Genomic DNA, 18,582 nt, shown 5'->3' on the forward strand with positions numbered 1-18,582 from the left:
CGTTACGTCACGCCAAGCGGCGGAATACGGGCTTCACCGGTCGTCCTGCCAGCCAGGGGGTGGGGTCGGCGGCCTCCAGTGCCTTCCGGTACACCGCACATGCCTGGGCCACCACGTCGACGGTGTGATCGATGTCGGCGTCGCCGAGCGCGCTGCTCACCACGAACGACGGGGCCAGCACCCCGCCCGCGAGGAGCCGGCGCAGGAACAGGGTGCGGTACTGCTGCGACGGCTGCCCGTTCTCGTCGAGGGTGGCGAAGACCAGGTTGCTGGCCCGGCCTCGGACGGCGATGTGGTCGCCGACGCCCATGGTGGCCGCGGCGTCGCGGACACCGGCGGCCAACCGCTCGCCGAGGGTGTGCAGCCGCGCGGTGACGCCCTCTTCGACGTAGGTGGTGAGCACGGCCATCGCGGCTGCCAGGGAGTGCGTTTCCGCACCGTGCGTGGTGGACAGCAGGAACACCCGGTCGCCGGAGTGACGCTGCCCGCCCAGCTCCATCAGATCGCGGCGCCCGGCCAGCGCGGAGACCGCGAATCCGTTGCCCAGCGCCTTGCCGAACGTGGAGAGGTCGGGGACGACGCCGTACAGGCCCTGGGCGCCCGCCTCGGACCAGCGGAAGCCGGTGATCATCTCGTCGAAGACGAGTACGCAGCCGTGCCGGTCGGCCAGCTCGCGCAGGCCGGCGAGGTACCCGGGCGGGGGCTCGGTGTGGGTGGCGGGTTCGAGGATCAGACAGGCGATTTCGTCCTGGTACCGGGTGAGCAGTTCCTCCGTGGCGGCCAGGTCCCCGTACGGGAACGCCACGGTGAGCTCGCTGGTCGCGGCCGGAACGCCGGCGGACATCGGCGTGGTGCCGATGAACCAGTCGTCGACGGAGAAGAACGGATGGTCGGCGCAGATCGCCACCCGCGGGCGCCCGGTGGCGGCGCGGGCGAGGCGCACCGCGGCGGTGGTGGCGTCGGAGCCGTTCTTCGCGAACTTCACCATCTCGGCGGTCGGCACCGTGGCCAGGAAACGTTCCGCGGCCTCGACCTCCACGATGGACGGACGGACGAAGTTGCTGCCGCGGTCGAGTTCCCGCCGCACCGCCTCGATGACGCGTGGGTGGGCATGGCCGAGGCTGACGGACCGCAGGCCGGAGCCGTACTCGACGTAGCGGTTGCCGTCGACGTCCCACACGTGGGCACCGCGGCCGTGGCTGATGACCGGGGCCAGGTTTTCGGGGTACTGGTCGTCGGCCTTGGCGTAGGTGTGCGCGCCCCCGGGGATCAGGGCGTGCAGCCGCTCGTTCGCCAGCCGCGACCGGGGCAGGAGGAACTCTTCGGTGTTTTCGGTGGCCACGCCGACCTCAACTCCCTTTTTGCTTGAGGACCTCGGCGAGGCTCGGCGCCTCCCGGTCCCGCTGGGACATCGATGTGACCGGCAGCGGCCAGGGGATGGCGAGCTCCGGGTCGTCGAAGGCGATCGTCACATCCTCGGCCGGATCGTGCGGGCGGTCGATCCGGTACGAGGTGTCGGCGGTTTCGGTCAGCGCCTGGAAGCCGTGCGCGCACCCCGCCGGGATGTACAGGGTCATCTGCGTCTCGTCGGACAGCTCGAAGAAGGCCCGGTTGCGGTATGTCGGCGAGTCCGTCCGCAGGTCCACGACGACGTCGAAGATCCTCCCGTACGAGCACCGCACCAGCTTGGCCTCGCCGGCGCCGGAGCGCAGGTGCAGGCCGCGCAGCACGCCCCGGACCGAGCGGGACAGGCTGTCCTGGACGAAGGCGTCCGGGTCGAGGCCCACCGAGCGGACCACATCCGCGTCGAAGGTGCGGCAGAAGAAGCCGCGATCGTCGGCGTACGGCGTCGGCTCGAACAGGTACGCGCCGACGATCGCCGGGACTTCGGTCGCTTTCATGGAGACTCCTGACGAGCGCGGGCATGGGCATGGTCGGCCGCCGGGAACAGGGCCGCGGTCAAGGCGGTGAACTGGTGCTCAAGCTGCCGGGCGGCGGCCAGGTTCCGCTCGGCGAGGGTCCGCCGCAGCTCGGCCGATCGCCGCTCCAGGTCCCGGAACTGTTCGAGCAGCCGGTCGGCGTCGACCTCGCGCGCCGGATGGCGGTACGCGGCAAGGCCCATCCGCGCCATGAGCGCGTCGCTCTTCGCCGCATAGCTGAGAGCGAGTGTCGGCGTGCCGACCTTCAGCGCGCAGATCAGGTTGTGGTAGCGGATCGCCACCACGGTGTCGGCAGCCGCCGTCTCCTTCATCAGGTCGGCAAGCGAGGCCGTCTCGGCTGCGGTGACCAGCGGCGAGTCCACCGCGTCAAGGATCGCGGCGACCACCGACGCATCGCACTTGTCGCCGGTGAGCAGCCGGACGGGCCTGCCGTCCTCGACCAGTGCGCGCACGAACCGGATCGTCCCGTCGAGGTAGCGCCGGTGGATCTCCTCGGCGCGGGCGCGGTCGTCGTTGCCGCCGTGGAAGTCCATGACGCCGACGCAGACTTGGCCCGGCCGCCCTGAGGGAGCGCTCCCGGGCGGCGTCGGCAGGGCGAACGCGAGGTCCGGGTGGACCTCGTCGCGCGCGGTGTCCACGCCCATCGCCCGCATCGCGTCGCGGGACTGGGCGTCCCGGTACGAGCGGTACGCGGCCAGCCGCGCCGACCAGCGCACCAGGGTTCGGGTCGGCCGGTTGCCGATCGCGGCGGCGCCGACGCCGACCAGCGCGACCCGGGTGCCGAACAGCCGGCCACTCGCGCAGAGCAGGAACAGCGAGTACGGGAAGCCCCACGGCCGCAGCGGCAGCGTGGCCTCCAGGACGCCCATGCCCGGCACGATCACCACGTCGTGCCGGCGCACCCAGGCGGCGGTGCGGAAGACGTCGACGAGTTTGCCCAGACCCTTCGCCGCGATCGCGCCCGCACGTGACGCGGTCCGGTACTCCGCGCGGTTCCAGTGCAGCCGCGTGGCGGGGATCCCGAACCGGGTCGTCACGGCCTCGGGCCCGCCGCACAGCGCGTCCACGACCGCCTCCGGGTGTTCGGCGCGGAGATACCCCAGCACGGCCTCGAGCGACCCGTCGTTGCCGAGGTTGCCGGAGCCGAGCAGGCCGAACACCCCGACGCGCACCGGGGTTTCGTTCGCAGGCGTCATGCCCGCCTCCCTTCACGGCCGGCGACGAGGGCGTCGACGGAGACCGTGAGCAGGGCCGGGTCGACCGGGGCGCGGTCCTCGACCCGCTCGCCGGCGCCCGGCCGGACCCGGCTGGTCATCCACGCGGCCAGGTGGCGGTAGCACGCGCGCCGGTCGGCCGGGGACAACGGCGCCCGCCGGATCGCCGAGGCGAAGCCCCAGACGTACTCGGCGAGCAGCCGGGGCGTCGGGTGCAGCGGGCCTGCCCGGCGCGGGTCCAGGTTGACGCACCGGGACCGCTTGGAAGGGTTCGCCCGCTCGGCGCGGGTGGGGTGATCGCGGCGGAAGTACATCAGCTCCGGCACCTGGTGGAAGGGCCCGTGCAGGGTGATCTCGGCGACGAACGTGCGGTCCGCGTGGTGGTAGCTGTCCATCGGTTTCACCCGGCGCAGCATGTCGGCCCGCAGCACCCCGTAGAAGTCGTCGCCACCCGGCTCGAACAGCAGACTGCGGAAGCGCTCCGGCGGGTGCGGCGAGTCGGTGGCGAGCCCGTACTCGTACGGGACCTTCACCTGGCCGTCGCCGTCGATGACCGCCTGGCCGGTGTGCGCGAGGATCACGTCCGGCCGCTCGTCCAGCGCCTCCACGCAGCGCCGCAGCAGGTCCCGGGCGTACAGGTCGTCGTGCGAGGCCCACTTGAACAGCTCGCCGCGGGACTCGGCGAACACATGGTTGTGGTTCGGCGTGGCTCCGATGTTCCGGGGCAGCCGGAGGTACCGGATGCGTGAGTCCTGCGCGGCGTACGTGCGGCAGATGTCCTGGGTCCCGTCGGTCGAGGCGTTGTCGGAGATGATCAGCTCGAAGTCCTCGTAGGTCTGGCCGAGCAGGGCGTCGAGCGACTCGGCCAGGTATTCCTCGCCGTTGTACACGGGCAGGCCGATGCTCAGCCTGGGTCGGTCGGTCATGAGGTCCTCACTTCGGGTGTGGGGGTGTGGTGGCGCTCGCGCAGGGCGGACCGCAGTTGCAGCCACCACACGGCTGAACTGCTCAACGTCGCGGCGGCGACGCCCCAGGCCGAGCCGACGGCGCCGGCGACGGCCGCCCCGCCGAGCCCGCCGCCGACGTAACCGGCGGAGGCGAACAGCTGGCAGCGCAGGCTGCGCCGGGCCGCGGCGAGTGCGCGCAGCCCGGCCGCCGCGCCGGTGCCGAGGCCGGCGCCCGCGACGCCGAGCGTGATCGGCACGATGAGCTGCGAGGCGGAGGGCCAGACGCCGCCGAGCATCAGCTCGCCGAGCCGGTCCGGCATCAGCAGCAGCGCCACGCCCCAGAGCAGCGCGGCGGCGGCCTGCCCTCCGCCCAGCAGGAGACAGAACGTGCCGAGGCGGTGTGGGGCCTGCCGCAGCACCCGTGCCGCCTCCGGGACGGTGACCAGGGACAGCCCCATCAGCACCGCGAGGAACGGGCCCATCAGGAGCTCGGCGCCCCGCACCGCACCCACCGCGCCGAGCCCGACGATCGCGCCGAGCCCGTACGCCCGCAGCTGGCTCGCGCCGCTGAGGGCGACGTTCTCGACCAGGTACCGGTAGCCGAGATCGCGCTGCTCACGAAGCCACCCGCGCGCCTCGGGCATCCGGGGCCGGATGCCGGACTGGAGGCAGCCGTACCCCGCGGCCACCGCGGCGGACGCCCCCCAGGCGAGCAGATACGCGGCCACGCTGCCCACGCGGGCCGCCACCACCATGGCCGGGACGAGCGCGACGCCCCACACGAGGTCGTTGACGAACGCCTTCCGCCCGTTGCCGGCGGCGAAGAACGCGAACCGCCAGGCGTCCTGAAGCAGCAGCGCCGGCAGCACGACGCCGAGGACGGCGAACGCGGACCCCACGCTGCCGCCGAGGGCGAGCCCGACCACCAAGCAGGGCGCGCCGAGGGCGGCACCGAGGCCGAGCGCGGTACCCGAGGACCGGGCCACCGCCGCGCGCCAGGACGCGGCCGGCACACCGCTGAAGCGCACCACGAGCGGGTCGGTGGCCAGCCCGCGGGAGACGTTGAGCACCACGCCGTAGGTCACCCAGGCCAGGCTGAACACGCCGAACGCGGCCACCCCCAGCGAGCGGGCCACATAGATCCCCACCACGAAGTTGGACATGCTGGAGGCCGCCTGGTCGGCCAGTCCCCAGGACAGCCGGCCGACCATGGCCCGCTTGGCGGTCGGGGCCGCCGGTGCCGTCGCCTTCTGCCCCTCGGCGGTCATCGGCGTCATGCCTTGATCAGCCCGGCGCCGTGCAGGGCGCCGGCCGCGGCGGCGACGGTGTCGAACGGCAGCCCGGACCGCTCGGCGACGTCCAGCAGACTGTGCTCGCCGTCGGAGAGACTGAGCACCCAGAGCATGGCCATCTCGGCCTGCTTCGCGTCGCTGCGGCCGCCGAGCGAGTCGTACAACCCGCGCCGGCCCAGCTGCGGCTCGCCGTAGGGGCTGAGGTTGACGTACCGCCGGTTGCGGTCAAGGACGGCGAATGCCTCGCGGCAGACGGCGAGCGTGTCCGCCATCGCCTCCGGGGAGACGAAGTCCGGGTTGTCCGCCGAGGTGTGGTACTCGGGGTAGCCGGCGTACGGGGTCCGGCTGAGCGAACCCACGCCGAGATCGAACCCGGGCGAGCAGTACTGCCGCTCGTCATAGCCGTACGGAGTGAACTCGGCGACGCGGTGCGGGCGTTCGGACGCGGTCAGCACGTGCCGCATCACCCGGTCGATCTCCGCGTCGCCGCGCCTGCTCTGCTTGTACGTCAGCTGGCCCAGGTCACCGGCGCAGGCCAGCACCAGGCCGTGCTTGACCCTTCCCCGAGCTCTCGGCTCCGCTCGAGCAGGGGATACCCCATCGATCCGCTCCGCGTTGCGTGCCAGCCAGGTGATCGCTCCGATGGTTCCGGGCGCGAAGATGAACCGGTAGGTGTAGTACGGCGTTTGCTCGGCCAGCGCCCGCGCCAGGAACGTCGCCACCGCGATGCCCGCCAGGTTGTCGTTGGCCAGCGACGGGTGGCAGACGTGGCAGGAGACGATCACCTCGTCGGCGATCTGCCCGGGGACCACGTGCTCGGCGTAGGTGAGGTGGCCGTCGGCGAGAGTGGAGTCGACGCACACCTCGTAGTCGCCGTCCGGGAGCGCGTCCAAGGTGTCCTGGGCCAGACAGAAACCCCACTCCGGCTTGTAGTAGCTGGTGCGGTACGGCACCCAGCTCGGGTGGTCCGGCAGGGTGTGCAGGTGCGCCCGGAGCTCGGCCAGCGGCATGGTCGCCGACACCGGCACGCTGTAGCCGAGCACGTGCAGGTTGGACGCGGCGAAGTCGACGACCCGGTTGCCGGCGGCATCGGCGATGTACGCGTCCCGGATGTTCCACTCCTGCGGCACCGTCCAGTCGAGCACCTGAGTCCCGGTCGACACCTCGTGCACCCGCAGAGGGATGTACTCGCCGACGATCGCCAGGGTGGCGCGCACACCGTCGCCGGTGATGCTCCGGCACAGCGGGTACAGCCGCTCCACCAGCGCGTGCATCTCCTCGCCGGGCGCGGTCATCGGCGCCACCGCAGGGTGTTGTCGACGGCGCCGGCGTCGGACGCGGCGCGCAGCACGGCCAGCCGGGTGAAGCGTCGCTCGAAGTCCTCCCGGGTCAGCCCGTGTTTCCGGTAGGCGTCGGCGAGTTCGAGCGCGCCCTGCTTCACCGTCCACTCGCAGTCGAAGCCGGGTATCGCGGCGCGGAACCGGGAGAAGTCCACCCGGTACGACCGCGGATCGGCGCCGGTCTCCCCGGTGATCACCACCTTGGCGCCGGACACCGCCTCGGCCACCTGCTCGGCGATCTCGGCGACCGTGACGTTGTTGATCTCGCTGCCGATGTTGAACGCCCGGCCGTGCACGGCTTCCCGCGGCGCGACCAGCGCGGCCGCGAAGGCCCGTGCGATGTCGGCGGCGTGCACCAGCGGCCGCCAGGGGGTGCCGTCGGAGAGCACCAGCACCTCGCCGGACAGGAGCGCGTGGCCCACCAGGTTGTTCAGCACGATGTCGGCGCGCAGCCTGGGGGAGTAGCCGAAGGCGGTGGCGTTGCGCATGAACACCGGGCTGAAGTCGCCGTCGGACAGCGCGTGCAGGTCGTCCTCCACCCGCACCTTGGACTCCGCGTACGGCGTCACCGGGCGCAGCGGGGCGTCCTCGGCCACCAGGTCGTCACCGCCCGCGGCACCGTAGACCGAGCAGGTCGACGCGTACAGGAAGCGCCGCACTCCGGCGTCGCGGGCCAGCCGGGCCAGCCGCACGGACGCGTGGTGGTTGATGTCGTAGGTGAGGTCCGGCGCCAGCGCTCCCAGCGGGTCGTTGGACAGGGCGGCCAGGTGGATCACGGCGTCCACCCCGGCCACGTGTTCGGCCGTGACGTCGCGCAGGTCCACCCGATGGCCCGCCGGGTCCGCGGGAGGCGGGCCCAGCACGCAGTCGGCGAACAGGCCGGAGTCAAGGCCGACGACTTCGTGTCCGGCGGCGTTGAGTACCGGGGCCATCACGGTGCCCAGGTAGCCCTGGTGTCCGGTCAGCAGTACGCGCAAGGTTCATTCCCCCAGGTCGAGAGTGAGTTTGGTGACGGCGAACGCCTCGGCGTAGCGCGCGTGGCATTCGATGCCGCGGATCCGAGCGAGACCGAGGAATGCCTCCCGGTCGTACCAGGGCCGGTGCCGCTGCGAGGGGTAGTGCTCCTGGAGCAGCCGCACCTTCCGCTCGGCGATCTCCAGCGACAGCGGCTGGTACGCCGCCGGGCGGCCGAGATCGCCGTCCCACTTGACGATCTCGTAGCCGAGGACCAGGTGGTCGCGGAACGCGGTGGGTACCAGCTTCGCCAGGCCGCGGTGGTCCTGGTGTGCGTCCTCGGTGCGCGGGGCCAGCACGAGATCCGGCTCGGTCCGCTCGCGCAGCTCCTCGACCGCGGCCTTGGCCTCGTCCCAGTGCGTCGGCAGCCGGCCGTCCGGCAGCTTGAGTACGGTCAGCCGCAGGTCGGCACCCGGGCAGAAGGCGGCGAGCGCGGCCCGCTCCTCCTGCTCCCGCTCGCTGCCGCCGCCGGAGAGCACCAGCGCGTCGACGCGGATACCCGGCCGCGCGAGGCACAGCGTCAGCAGCGTGCCGCCGGCGCCGATGGCGATGTCGTCGCAGTGCGCGCCCAACGCGACGATCCGGTCCAGACGCCCGGCGCCGAGCCGGATCACGCCCGCGCTCCGGCGATGTCCCGCTCCCACACGGCCCACGGGCGGTCGCCCCGGGCGTAGGCGGCGTCGAGCGCCGCCCGCTCCTTCACGGTGTCGGTCGGCTTCCAGAAGCCGCGGTGCTGGTGCGCCACCAGCCGGCCGCGCTTGGCCAGTTGGGCGCATCCGTCAGCGACCAGGTCCCCGTTCTCCGGGATGTGGTCGAAGACCTCCTGGCGGAGCACGAAGTAGCCGCCGTTCTCCCACAGCGGCAGTTCGCTCACCGGGGTGATGCCTCCCACCAGGCCGTCCTCGCCCAGGTCCACGCAGTGGAACGAAGACTGCGGCGGCACCACCATCATCGACGCGCCGGCGTCGCGCCGGGCGAACCGGTCGATCATCTCCGGCAGCGGGGCGTCGGTGAGCACGTCGGCGTAGTTGGCGAGGAACATCTCGTCGCCGTCCAGGTGGTGCCGCACCCGGCGCAGCCGCTCCCCGATCGGTGACTCGGTGCCGGTCTGCGCGAACGTGATCGTCCAGTCGGCTATGTCGGTGGACAGCAGCTCGGTCCGCCCGCCCCGCAGCACGAAGTCGTTGGACGTCGTCTCCTCGTAGTTGAGGAAGAAGTTCTTGATGTGGTGGGCCCCGTATCCGAGGCACAGGATGAACTCCGTGTGCCCGAAGTGCGCGTAGTAGCGCATGACGTGCCAGATCAGCGGCCGGGGGCCGACCATCGCCATCGGCTTGGGCACGTCGTCCGCGGCACCGCTCCGCATCCGCATCCCGTAACCGCCGCAGAACAGAACGACCTTCATGCTGCTACCTCTTTCACGACGCGACCTCGACGATGCTCAGTTCCGGGATGGGGAAGACCAGACGGCCGCCCCAGGTGTGCACGAAGGACAGCTGCTCGACCAGCTCGGCCCGCAGGTTCCACGGGAGGACGAGGACGTAGTCCGGTCTGTCGGCGGCTATCTGCTCGGGCGGCAGGATCGGGATGCGGGTGCCCGGGGTGAACCTGCCGTGCTTGTAGGGGTTGCGGTCGACCGTGTACGGGAGCAGGTCGGGCCGGATGCCGCAGTGGTTCAGCAGGGTGTTGCCCTTGCCCGGGGCGCCGTAGCCGACCACCGTCTCACCGCGCTCGGCCACCTCGATGAGGAACCGCAGCAGGTCCCGGCGCACCTTGGCCACCCGATCGGAGAACTCGGTGTACCCGGACAGCTCCTGGAGCCCGGCGGCCTTCTCCCGGGCCAGCACGTCGGCCACCTGCCGGGTAGGCTCGCCCGCCACCTCGGCCGGCCGGGCCCACAGCCGGATCGAGCCGCCGTGCGTGGGCAGCAGCTCGACGTCCACGAGCGTGAGTCCGCCGCTCTCCAGCGCGCGGATCGCGGACGCGACCGTGTAGTACTGGAAGTGCTCGTGGTAGATCGTGTCGTACTGGTTCTCCTCGATCAGGGTCAGCAGGTGCTGCACTTCGATGGAGACCCAGCCGTCGTCGGCGACCAGGGCGCGCAGCCCCCGGGTGAACCCGACCACGTCGGGGATGTGCGCGTACACGTTGTTCGCCACGACCAGGTCCGCCGGGCCGTGCTCGGCGCGGACGGCCGAGCCGGTGTCCGGGGACAGGAACTCCGTGAGCGTGGGCACACCCGCGTCCCGCGCCACGGCGCCGACGTTCACCGACGGCTCGATGCCCAGGCAGCGGATCCCGCGGTCCACCACGTGCCTCAGCAGGTACCCGTCGTTGCTCGCGACCTCGACCACGAAGGAGTCGGGGCCGAGGCCCACCCGCTGCACGGCGTCGGCGACGTATGTGCGCGCGTGCTCCACCCAGGAGGTCGAGAAGGAGGAGAAGTACGCGTACTCGCTGAACGTCTCCTCCGGCGTGATCAGCGGCGGAATCTGCGCGAGCCAGCAGTCGGTGCAGACCCGCAGGTGCAGCGGGTACGCCGGTTCCGGCTGGTCCAGTTGGTCCGCGGCGAGAAAGCTCTCACATGGTGGCGTCGCCCCGAGATCGACGACGCTCGCCATCGCTTCCGAGCCGCAGAGTCGGCATTGTGTCATCTATTGCCCCCCATTGATTCCATCCGACCCGCGATCGCGGTGCGGTACCCCTCCACCAGGCGCTCCAGCCCGACGGCCGGGCTGAAGCCCTGCTCGTAACGGCGCCGGGCCGCCTGCCCCATCTCCCGGTTGCGCGCCGGCTCGGCCGTGATCCGGCGCAGGCCGGACGCGAGCGAGGCGGGCTCGCCAGGCCGGTGCAACAGCCCGGTCACCCCGTCCTCGACGAGTTCGACGAAGGCGCCGTGACCGGCGGCGACGGTCGGAACCCCCGCCGCCATCGCCTCCACGACCACCAGGCCGAACGCCTCCAGCCACGTCGAGGGAGCCACCACGGCGACCGACCGCGCGATGGCCTGCCGGCACTCCGCCGTGTCGTACAGGCCGACGTAACGCACGTCGTCCCGGCCCGCCCCCCAGGCGGTCACCTCTCGCTCCAGCGGCCCCGCGCCGGCGATCACGAGCGGCACGCCCACACCGCCGCTCGCGGCGATCTCGTCCCACGCGGCCATGAGCAGCCGCACGCCCTTGGCCTCCGCGAGCCGGCCGAGGTAGAGCAGATGCTCGCCGGCGCCCGAGCGGCGGGTGTCAGTGTCGGGCACGAAGTTGTGCTTCACCGCCAGCCGCTCGGCCGGCATGCCGGCCCGCACCAGGACCTCGCGCTGCGCCGCGGAGATGCAGAAGAACCGCTCCACGCCGGACCACCACCGCCGCCGGTTGACCGACAGGCTGACCGCGAGCGGCACCGTCGCCAGCCGGGAGCTCCGGTAGCAGCCGTGCCGGACGGCGGGCAGCGGCGCCGAACCGACGCACTCGGTGCACGGCCGGCCGTCCCGTTGCAGCGTGCCGGGCGGGCAGACCTGGGTGTAGTTGTGCAGCGTGGCGACGGCGGGCACGCCGGCGTCGGCGCAGGCGGCCAGCACCGCGGGCGACAGGAGCGGGAAGACGTTGTGGACGTGGACCACGTCCGGCCGCTCGGTGCGGAGCCGGGCGGCGAGCTCCGTGCGGACCCGCGGGTTCCAGGGCACCAGCAGGGGCACCGCGGCCTTGCCCGGGAGGGAACGGGCGGCGATGTCGTCGCTGCGCCGCTCGAACAGCTCGACCCGGTGGCCGGCCGCGCGCAGCAGCTCCACCTCCTGGTCGACGACCTTGTTCTCCCCGCTCGGCTGCGCCGAGGAGTAGCGGTTGTGCACTACGAGGACGTGAATGTCGTGCATGCTCAAGGGACCTCCGATCTGCGGGCCCATCGCGGGACGCGTCGAGGAACTTCGGGCGCCGGAACGGGCGTGGCCGCGGCAGGCGCCGCCAGCAGCGAGGCGGCGACGGCCAGATGCAGCAGATACGGCGAGGCGTCGCCCAGCCCGGCCTCGGTGTACGACGCGATCGCGCAGTAGCTGATCAGGAAGATCGCGCAGGCCCTCTGCAGCGACGGCGGCCGCAGTAACGCGACGCCGCCCAGCACGATGATGACCGCCGCCACCAACGCGATGCCGATCAGACCCTGCTCGTTGTAGACGGCCAGCCAGCTGTTGTCGATCGGCAGCCCGCCGAACGACTTGTCACCCAGGCCCACGCCGAACACCTGCTCCGCGGTCGTCCGGTCCGCTGCCAGCAGGGCGTCCCAGACCTTGGCCCGACCGGTGAGGCTGGAGAAGTTCTCCTTGCTCTGTCCGCGCAGGAACCACGCCTGGAGCACGGAACCGAGCGCCACCGCGGCCACCGCGGCGCACAGCACCGCCCAGCTGAAGAACCGGCGGGCGGCGGCGCTGGTCAGGATGAGCGAGGCGATCGCCAACGCCAGCCCGATGAACAGGCCGAGCGTGGCCGTCCGGGTATGGGTCAGCGCGAGCAGGACGAGTGACGGCACGATGACCAGTGCCGCGCTCGCCCTGTCGGTCCGGCGGCCCAGTACGAGCAGCACGGTGAGCCCGATGATCACCGCGGCGTACTGTCCGATCTGCGGCGGCGTGAGCGGCCACAACGCGCCGACCAGCCGCCCGCCGTAGAGCCCGGGCATGGCCGCGCCCGGCGAGACGACCAGGCCGGCGGCCACCGACCCGAGCACCGCGAAGTACATCCGGATGTGGTGCCGGACGAACGTCAGGTCGCCGTCCCACCAGCGGCCGACCAGCCACAGCGTGCCGACGAAGAGAGCCAGCCGGGCGCACCGGAACAGCGCGCCGAATCCGGACTCCAGGTGCGCACTGGAGATCACGCTCGGCACCAGCAGCAGGGTGAGCAGGAACAGATAGGCGCTGGGTCGGATGCGCAGCCGGAGATTGAGAGCGAGCGCCAGCGCGAACGCGGCGACCAGCGCGCCCATGGTGACCAACTGGATGAGGGAGCGGGGCAGCGGGATGATGGTCTTCGCCCCGGCGGAGCCGAGCGTGTTGAGGACCAGCAGCCCCCAGACCGTCCCGACGATCTTCGACGTGTGGGTCGAGTGGCCGGCGCTCATCTCAACCACCGTCCCGTGCACGGAAGGTGCTGCCCGCGTCCTGCTGGTACGGCGTGCTCTGCCACTGCCAGGAGTCAAGTATCCGGCTCGGGTCGTGGGCGATGAACTTCCACGGTCCGAGGTAGACGTTGTCGTGCCAGCGGTTGTGCTGCTTGCGGGTGATCGCCTCGGCCACCCGCTCGCCCTGGTACGGAGACCAGTCCGGATAGGTGCCGTAGTTGGCCAGCACCGCCATCCGGTCGCACTTCGCCGTGCAGTCGACGACGGACTTGTCCAGCACGAAGCGGTTGCCGTGGATGTCCACCCGCTGGGTCTTCCACCGGCAGTCGGCGTAGAGCGGTGCGGTGGCGATCGCCGGCTGTGCGCAGCGGTCGGTGTGCTTCACCAGCAACGTGCAGTCCCCGGACGAGGTGTTGGCCGGGCTGTTGCAGAACCGGTCGGCGTTTTCCCACAGGGTGATCCCGGACCAGTTGTTCTCCAGCACGTTCCGGTAGATCTCGATCTTGTCCGTGCGGGCTCGGATCCGTGGTTCGCCTCCGGACTCGGACAGGTAGACGGTCGCGAACGGGAAGTTGTCTCCGCGGTCGGCGTACCTGCGGCCCTCGACCCAGTTGTTCCGCCGGATCGTGTTGTTCCGGATGACCGCGTTGTAGCTGGTCTCGTAGATCAGCGCGGCACCGTCGTTGGCCTCGAGGACGTTGTTCTCGATGCGGAAGTCGTTGTTGTTGGTGTCCGCCCATAACCCGGTTCCGCGGTTGTCGTGCACCCAGTTGCCGCGCACGTCGGCTCCGTTGACGGCCCAGAACTTGACGCCTCCGGTGCAGCCGCAGCCCGGCCGCCGCCGCTCCCAGTCGTCCCTGTTGTTGCCCACGATCTCGTTGCCCTCGACCACCAGGTCGCTGATACGGCCGGTGGACTTGTAGGCGTTCATGCCGTACTGACCGTTGCCGCGCAGGCAGCTGGCGTGGACCCGCTGGTGGGCACCGGCCATCAGCCCGGCGCCGGAGTTGTTCTGGATCGTCGCGTGCTCGATCACCCACCCGTCGGCCGAGTCATGGTTGACCACGCCCTCGTCATGCGGCGCGACGAAACCCTGCACGGTCAGATAGCGGATGGTGACGTCGCGGGCGGTGCCGCCGAACGCGTACTGGTTGGTCTTCCGGCCGTCGAGCACCGCGCCCGGCGCGCCGAGGTAGCTGTTCCCCTCCTTGGGAATGACCTGGGCGTAGCGGTCCGGCCCGAGCCTGTGCTTGCCCGGTCGAAGCCAGAACGTGGTGTTCGGAGGGCTGCTCCTGGTCTTCGCGGCCAGGTCACCGGCCACCCCGGGGTCGACCGTCACCGCCCCCGCCGGCGCCTTCGCCGGCCCGGCCGCGGGCTTGGCGCACACCCGGGCCACGGACGTGGACGGCGCAGCGGGCGGCTTCGGCCGCGCGTCCGGCGTGCTCTCACAGCCGGTCGCCGCCAGCAGGGCCAGCGCCAGCGGTGCCGCCGGTAACGCCCAGTGCCGCCACTTGATCCCCAAGCGTCCTCCCTAGCCGTGGAACCTGAGTACGGTGGTGAACTCCCCCAACAGCGCAGCGCCGTCGGCGAAGCCGGTGCCGACCAGCGTGGTGGTGGGTTCCTTGCGCCCGAAGCCGGCGGAGTACCAGCCCAGCGGCGGGTCACTCTCGCCGCGATGCGCCCGCCAGCGCAGCTGCCCGGGCAGGTCGAGCACCGCGGAGCGGTCCTCGCCGTCCCGGGTCCAGGTGAGCGATGCCCGGTTTCCCACCAGGTCCGCGGCGATCGCCGGGCCGAGGTGGAACGCCAGGTGCACGGCCCGGCGCGGGCCGCGCACCTCGTCGACCACCCTCAGCTCCTTGGCCGCGGCCGTCAGCTCCACCCGGCGGCGGTGCACGGAGGGCTGGTAACCGTCGTGCTCGGCACACCAGCGGGCCGTCCCCCGGTCGGAGGCGCCGGATGCGTCCGCGACCAGGACGCGGCTGCGGGCATGCCGGGTCCACAGGAACGGGCCGCCGGAGACGGACTGGTCACCGCCGTCCATTCGCAGGGTGTTGTGGCCGAGGGTCGACCGGAAGTACTGCCGCCACTCGGGCTGCCCGTGGTAGCAGTACGTCCCCGGGTCGGCGAGCACATCGACCCCGTCGTGCCGGACCTCCACGGACAGCGCGTCCGCGTGAGCATGCGCGGCGATGGACAGGAATCCGTGCGGACCACCGTCGCAGCGGCACCAGATCTCCGCCGGACCGCGCAGGATGGTGAGCCCCGCGTCGGCGAAATGAGCCGGTCGGCTCGGCGGGCGGGACACGGCCGGCGCGGTTCCGTCTTTCGAGTACGGCCGGATGAGCGCGGCCAGCAGCGGGGTGCGCACATCGGTGCCGGTCACCGTCGGCCACCAGGCGAGCCGGCCGAACACGGCGTCCCCGGTGGCCAGCAGCGAGGCCCAGCGGTCGGTGCCCGCGCCGTCCACGACCAGACCGTGCCCGTCGTCCGCGTCCCCCTGGCGCGGCGGCCGTAGCCGGTTGTCCACGATGGCCGCGAGCGCGTCGGTCATCCGCAGCAGCACCAGCCGGATCGAGGCGGGGACCGGCACGCCCGCGGCATCCGCCTCGGCCACCGCGGCCAGGCCGAGCTCCAGCACCAAGCCGTGATACTCGGTGGCCAGCTCGCGGTTGAGGCCGGAGCCGAAGGTATTGCTGCGCAGCTGCCGCTCCAGCGACCGCAGCGCGTCGGCTCGCAGGCGCGCCGAGGAGGGGAACCACCCGAACGCGCAGGCCGCGGCGAACTGCCCGGCGGCCTCGGCGATGACGTGGTTGTTCGCCGAAGACCCCCGGCTGGGGAAGGCGGCCAGCCAGCGCTGGTGGTGCCAGATCTGGTTCAGCGCCACCGGGTTGCCCTCGAACAGCCCGGCCGCGCCCGGCCAGCCGTCGAGCAGCCGACGGATCCACACCCAGGACAGCAGCCGGATCCCCAGCTCGATGCCGCTGGTCCAGTGCACCCCGCGCAGCGGCGCGTTGCCCGCCCACCACGACCGCAGGTGCTCGGCCACTCGCTCGGCGTACCGCTCGTCCCCGGTGATCGCGTAGGCGGCGGCGAGCTGGGTGAGGTACTGATGCCGGGACGGCTCCCAGATCTGCTTGATGTCCCCGACCGCGTCCTCGTCCCGGTACGGCACGTCGAAGGCGTAGCCCCACGGAGCCCGGCGCCCGGTCTTCGGGTCGTACCACCAGTCCGGGTCGGCCAGGTCGTCGCGGACCACCCCGAAAAACTCGGCGTGCCCGGCCATCAGCCGGTCCGCCTCGGCGATGAGACGTTTCGCGGCGTCCGGTGGCACCGCGGCGATCGTCCCCGCGGGCAGCGCCGCGGTGAACCGCGCGCCGGTCACGCTCGGGCAGTCCGGCCGCGCCGACCGCCACCGCCGCCTGCGCACCGCGTCGCCCACCCGGCCGCCGACCTCCCGCGGTCCCATCCGGGACAGCCGCCGCAGGTACCAGCTCGGGCTCCCCGAGTTCACAGTCATCGCGCCCTCGCCAACGTCACCGGTGCGCCGCCGGCCAGGCCGGTCTGCACGGCGAGGGTGGCCGCCGTGGTGGCGACCAGCGACTCCAGCGGCACCGGCATCGGCCCGCCGGTCCGCACGGCCTCGAGGAACGCGTCCAGCTCGGCGCGCTGGCCCTTGTCCCGGGCCTTGGGCAGCCGAGAACTGATCCACCGCTTGCGGCCGTCGTACACAGCGGCACGGACGAAGTCGTCGAGCCGCAGCGCGCGGCCGTCCGCGACCAGGTCCAGCGTCTCCTTGGGGAAGCCGGCCGGGCCGGTGGTGACGTAGCTGAGGGTGGCGGTGGACCCGCCCGGGTAGCGCAGCACAACCTGAATGTCACCGCTGTCCTCGTTGCCGGGCGTGGAGAGCGCATACACCGAGACCGGGTCGGCCTCGAGCAGCCAGCTCGCCGTGTCGATGAAGTGCCCGCCCTCGCCGGCGAACCGCGAGCCCTCGGTGCCTTGCTGGAGGTACCAGCTGCCGTGGTCCAGCCGGCCCGCGTTGACCAGGTAGCGGACGTGTCCAGGCCCGGTCCGGGCGCCGAACCGCTTCCTGGCCTCATTGAGCAGCGGTGCGAACCGGCGGTTGAAGCCCACCTGCAGCCGGTCGTTGCCGGACTCCTCCACCGCCGCGAGCACGCAGACCAGTTCGTCCTCGGTGAGGGCCAGGGGCTTCTCCACGAACACCGCCTTGCCGGCCAGCAGCGCCCTTTGGGTCAGTTCGGCGTGCGAGCTGTGGCGGGTGACCACGAACACCGCGTCGATGGACGGGTCGCCGAGCACGGCGTCGAGATCGGTGGTCGCCTCGGCGAAGCCGAACTTCCGCTTCGCGTTGGCCGCGGACAGCGCCGTCGTGGTGACGACCGTGGACAACTCGACGCCGTCGCGCCGCGCCAGATGCGGCAGCAGCATCGACGTCGCGTAGTTTCCCGCGCCGGCGAACGCCAGCCGCACCGGCACCTTGGCGGACCGGGCCGGGGCGGACACTCCGCCGCCGGCTCTCGTCACCGCGGGCATGGCAACCGCCGGGGCCTCCGTTTCCGCAGCTCGGTCGGGGCGGTCGGGGTACCGGAACAGCACAGCCACGGCCTTCAGGTCGCCGTCCTTCAGGCGCTGGTACGTCTCGACGGCGTCATCGAAGTCGGCTATCCGGGAGACCAAGGGCTCCACGTCGACGCGGCCGCGGGCGAGGAGATCGAGGAAACACGCCAGATTGCGGCGCTCGGTCCAGCGCACGTAGCCGATCGGGTAATCCCGCCCCTCCAGCTCGTACTCCGGGTCGTAGCGCCCGGGGCCGTAACTGCGGGAGAACCGGACGTCGAGCTCCTTCTCGTAGTACGCGTTCCACGGCAGGTCCAGGCGGCACTTGCCGATGTCGACGACCCGGCCGCGGTCCCGGCACAGCCGGGCGGCCAGCTCCACGGGCTGGTTGCTGCCACCGCCGGCGGCCAGATACACCTGGTCCACGCCGTGACCGCCGGTGAGTTCGGCGACGGAGTTCTCCACGGCCGCGGAGGCGGGATCGCCGCAGGCCGCCGCGCCCAGGCGCTCGGCGAGCTCGCAGCGCACCGGGTCGGGGTCGACCCCGACGACGCGGACCCCCGAGGCGGCCAGCAACTGCACCACCAGCTGCCCGATCAACCCGAGGCCGATGACCAGCGCCACGTCGCCGAGCTGCGGCTCGCCGCGGCGGACGCCCTGCATCGCGATCGACCCGACGGTGCCGAAGGCCGCGTGCCGCGGCGCGAGACCGTCCGGCACCCGGGCGTAGAGGTTCTTCGGCACCCAGTTCAGCTCGGCGTGCAGCGCGTGCTCATTGCCGGCGCAGGCCACGAGGTCGCCGACCTTCACATCGTCGATCCCGGAGCCGACCTGCTCGACCACCCCGCACAGCGAGTAGCCCAGCGGCGTGTAGGAGTCCAGCTTGCCCATCACCTTGCGGTAGGTGGCGCCCACCCCGTTGGTGGCCACGCTCTGCACGACCTTGGCCACCTGGTCCGGCCGGGAGCGGGCCTTGCCCAGCATCGACATGCCGGCCTCGGACACCTTCATGAGCTCGGTCCCGGTGGAGATCAGCGAGTAGGCGCTGCGGACCAGCACACCGCCCGGCTTGCACCCCGGCACCGGCACGTCGAGCAGCGCCAGCTCGCCGCTCTTGTAGTTCTGCACAACCTGTTTCACCCGAACTC

15 protein-coding genes are annotated in these 18,582 nt (G+C 72.0%); all 15 read right to left on the bottom strand.

What is annotated here, in order from left to right:
- Positions 1 to 7 precede the first annotated feature (7 nt).
- The 15 genes from ACH4S9_RS17580 to ACH4S9_RS17650 are packed head-to-tail and all read right to left on the bottom strand — an operon-like array spanning position 8 to position 18,574.
- Positions 8 to 1,342: a glutamate-1-semialdehyde 2,1-aminomutase gene (locus ACH4S9_RS17580; RefSeq protein ID WP_398372711.1), complete on the bottom strand. Its 1,335-nt coding sequence runs from the start codon at positions 1,340 to 1,342 to the stop codon at positions 8 to 10.
- 7 nt (positions 1,343 to 1,349) lie between these two features.
- A complete protein-coding gene (rfbC, locus tag ACH4S9_RS17585; RefSeq protein WP_311721596.1) occupies positions 1,350 to 1,901 on the bottom strand; it encodes a dTDP-4-dehydrorhamnose 3,5-epimerase in 552 nt (183 codons plus the stop codon).
- A complete protein-coding gene (locus tag ACH4S9_RS17590; RefSeq protein ID WP_398372714.1) occupies positions 1,898 to 3,136 on the bottom strand; it encodes a polysaccharide pyruvyl transferase family protein in 1,239 nt (412 codons plus the stop codon). The genes rfbC and ACH4S9_RS17590 overlap by 4 nt, the downstream gene beginning before the upstream one ends.
- Positions 3,133 to 4,080, bottom strand: a complete 948-nt coding sequence (locus ACH4S9_RS17595) for a glycosyltransferase family 2 protein (protein ID WP_398372716.1) — start codon at positions 4,078 to 4,080, stop codon at positions 3,133 to 3,135. Before ACH4S9_RS17595 ends, ACH4S9_RS17590 begins: the two co-directional genes overlap by 4 nt.
- Positions 4,077 to 5,378 carry a hypothetical protein gene (locus tag ACH4S9_RS17600; RefSeq protein WP_398372718.1) on the bottom strand — a complete coding sequence of 434 codons (1,302 nt, stop codon included), beginning with the start codon at positions 5,376 to 5,378 and terminating at the stop codon, positions 4,077 to 4,079. Before ACH4S9_RS17600 ends, ACH4S9_RS17595 begins: the two co-directional genes overlap by 4 nt.
- Positions 5,375 to 6,697 carry a DUF4910 domain-containing protein gene (locus ACH4S9_RS17605; RefSeq protein WP_398372720.1) on the bottom strand — a complete coding sequence of 441 codons (1,323 nt, stop codon included), beginning with the start codon at positions 6,695 to 6,697 and terminating at the stop codon, positions 5,375 to 5,377. The genes ACH4S9_RS17600 and ACH4S9_RS17605 overlap by 4 nt, the downstream gene beginning before the upstream one ends.
- On the bottom strand, positions 6,685 to 7,710 hold the full coding sequence (locus ACH4S9_RS17610; RefSeq protein ID WP_311721600.1) for an SDR family oxidoreductase: 1,026 nt from the start codon (positions 7,708 to 7,710) through the stop codon (positions 6,685 to 6,687). Before ACH4S9_RS17610 ends, ACH4S9_RS17605 begins: the two co-directional genes overlap by 13 nt.
- Positions 7,711 to 7,713: 3 nt before the next feature.
- Positions 7,714 to 8,361 carry a PIG-L deacetylase family protein gene (locus ACH4S9_RS17615; RefSeq protein ID WP_398372722.1) on the bottom strand — a complete coding sequence of 216 codons (648 nt, stop codon included), beginning with the start codon at positions 8,359 to 8,361 and terminating at the stop codon, positions 7,714 to 7,716.
- Entirely contained in the window at positions 8,358 to 9,152 is a 795-nt protein-coding gene (locus ACH4S9_RS17620; protein WP_311721603.1) for a glucose-1-phosphate cytidylyltransferase, read from the bottom strand. The genes ACH4S9_RS17615 and ACH4S9_RS17620 overlap by 4 nt, the downstream gene beginning before the upstream one ends.
- 13 nt (positions 9,153 to 9,165) lie before the next feature.
- On the bottom strand, positions 9,166 to 10,401 hold the full coding sequence (locus ACH4S9_RS17625; protein WP_385349131.1) for a class I SAM-dependent methyltransferase: 1,236 nt from the start codon (positions 10,399 to 10,401) through the stop codon (positions 9,166 to 9,168).
- Complete coding sequence (locus tag ACH4S9_RS17630; protein ID WP_311722328.1) at positions 10,398 to 11,606, bottom strand: glycosyltransferase family 4 protein; 1,209 nt, start codon at positions 11,604 to 11,606, stop codon at positions 10,398 to 10,400. Before ACH4S9_RS17630 ends, ACH4S9_RS17625 begins: the two co-directional genes overlap by 4 nt.
- An 11-nt stretch (positions 11,607 to 11,617) precedes the next feature.
- A complete protein-coding gene (locus ACH4S9_RS17635) occupies positions 11,618 to 12,856 on the bottom strand; it encodes an O-antigen ligase domain-containing protein (RefSeq protein WP_398372725.1) in 1,239 nt (412 codons plus the stop codon).
- A 1-nt stretch (position 12,857) separates the two neighbouring features.
- Positions 12,858 to 14,378 carry a right-handed parallel beta-helix repeat-containing protein gene (locus ACH4S9_RS17640; RefSeq protein ID WP_398372727.1) on the bottom strand — a complete coding sequence of 507 codons (1,521 nt, stop codon included), beginning with the start codon at positions 14,376 to 14,378 and terminating at the stop codon, positions 12,858 to 12,860.
- Between the two features lie 9 nt (positions 14,379 to 14,387).
- The gene (locus tag ACH4S9_RS17645) at positions 14,388 to 16,373 is read right to left on the bottom strand and encodes an alginate lyase family protein (protein WP_398372729.1); all 1,986 of its coding nucleotides are present in this window, start codon (positions 16,371 to 16,373) and stop codon (positions 14,388 to 14,390) included.
- Complete coding sequence (locus tag ACH4S9_RS17650) at positions 16,370 to 18,574, bottom strand: bi-domain-containing oxidoreductase (protein WP_385349119.1); 2,205 nt, start codon at positions 18,572 to 18,574, stop codon at positions 16,370 to 16,372. Before ACH4S9_RS17650 ends, ACH4S9_RS17645 begins: the two co-directional genes overlap by 4 nt.
- Positions 18,575 to 18,582 lie beyond the last annotated feature (8 nt).

This window comes from Streptomyces sp. NPDC021225 (assembly GCF_044332865.1).
Classification (GTDB): Bacteria; Actinomycetota; Actinomycetes; order Streptomycetales; family Streptomycetaceae; genus Streptomyces.

What these genes read in the sequence shown, in the direction of transcription:
- rfbC (WP_311721596.1), bottom strand. Translation starts at nt 1,901, where the DNA reads ATGAAAGCGACCGAAGTCCCGGCGATCGTCGGCGCGTACCTGTTCGAG.
- ACH4S9_RS17590 (WP_398372714.1), bottom strand. Translation starts at nt 3,136, where the DNA reads ATGACGCCTGCGAACGAAACCCCGGTGCGCGTCGGGGTGTTCGGCCTG.
- ACH4S9_RS17595 (WP_398372716.1), bottom strand. Translation starts at nt 4,080, where the DNA reads ATGACCGACCGACCCAGGCTGAGCATCGGCCTGCCCGTGTACAACGGC.
- ACH4S9_RS17600 (WP_398372718.1), bottom strand. Translation starts at nt 5,378, where the DNA reads ATGACGCCGATGACCGCCGAGGGGCAGAAGGCGACGGCACCGGCGGCC.
- ACH4S9_RS17620 (WP_311721603.1), bottom strand. Translation starts at nt 9,152, where the DNA reads ATGAAGGTCGTTCTGTTCTGCGGCGGTTACGGGATGCGGATGCGGAGC.
- ACH4S9_RS17625 (WP_385349131.1), bottom strand. Translation starts at nt 10,401, where the DNA reads ATGACACAATGCCGACTCTGCGGCTCGGAAGCGATGGCGAGCGTCGTC.
- ACH4S9_RS17635 (WP_398372725.1), bottom strand. Translation starts at nt 12,856, where the DNA reads ATGAGCGCCGGCCACTCGACCCACACGTCGAAGATCGTCGGGACGGTC.
- ACH4S9_RS17645 (WP_398372729.1), bottom strand. Translation starts at nt 16,373, where the DNA reads ATGACTGTGAACTCGGGGAGCCCGAGCTGGTACCTGCGGCGGCTGTCC.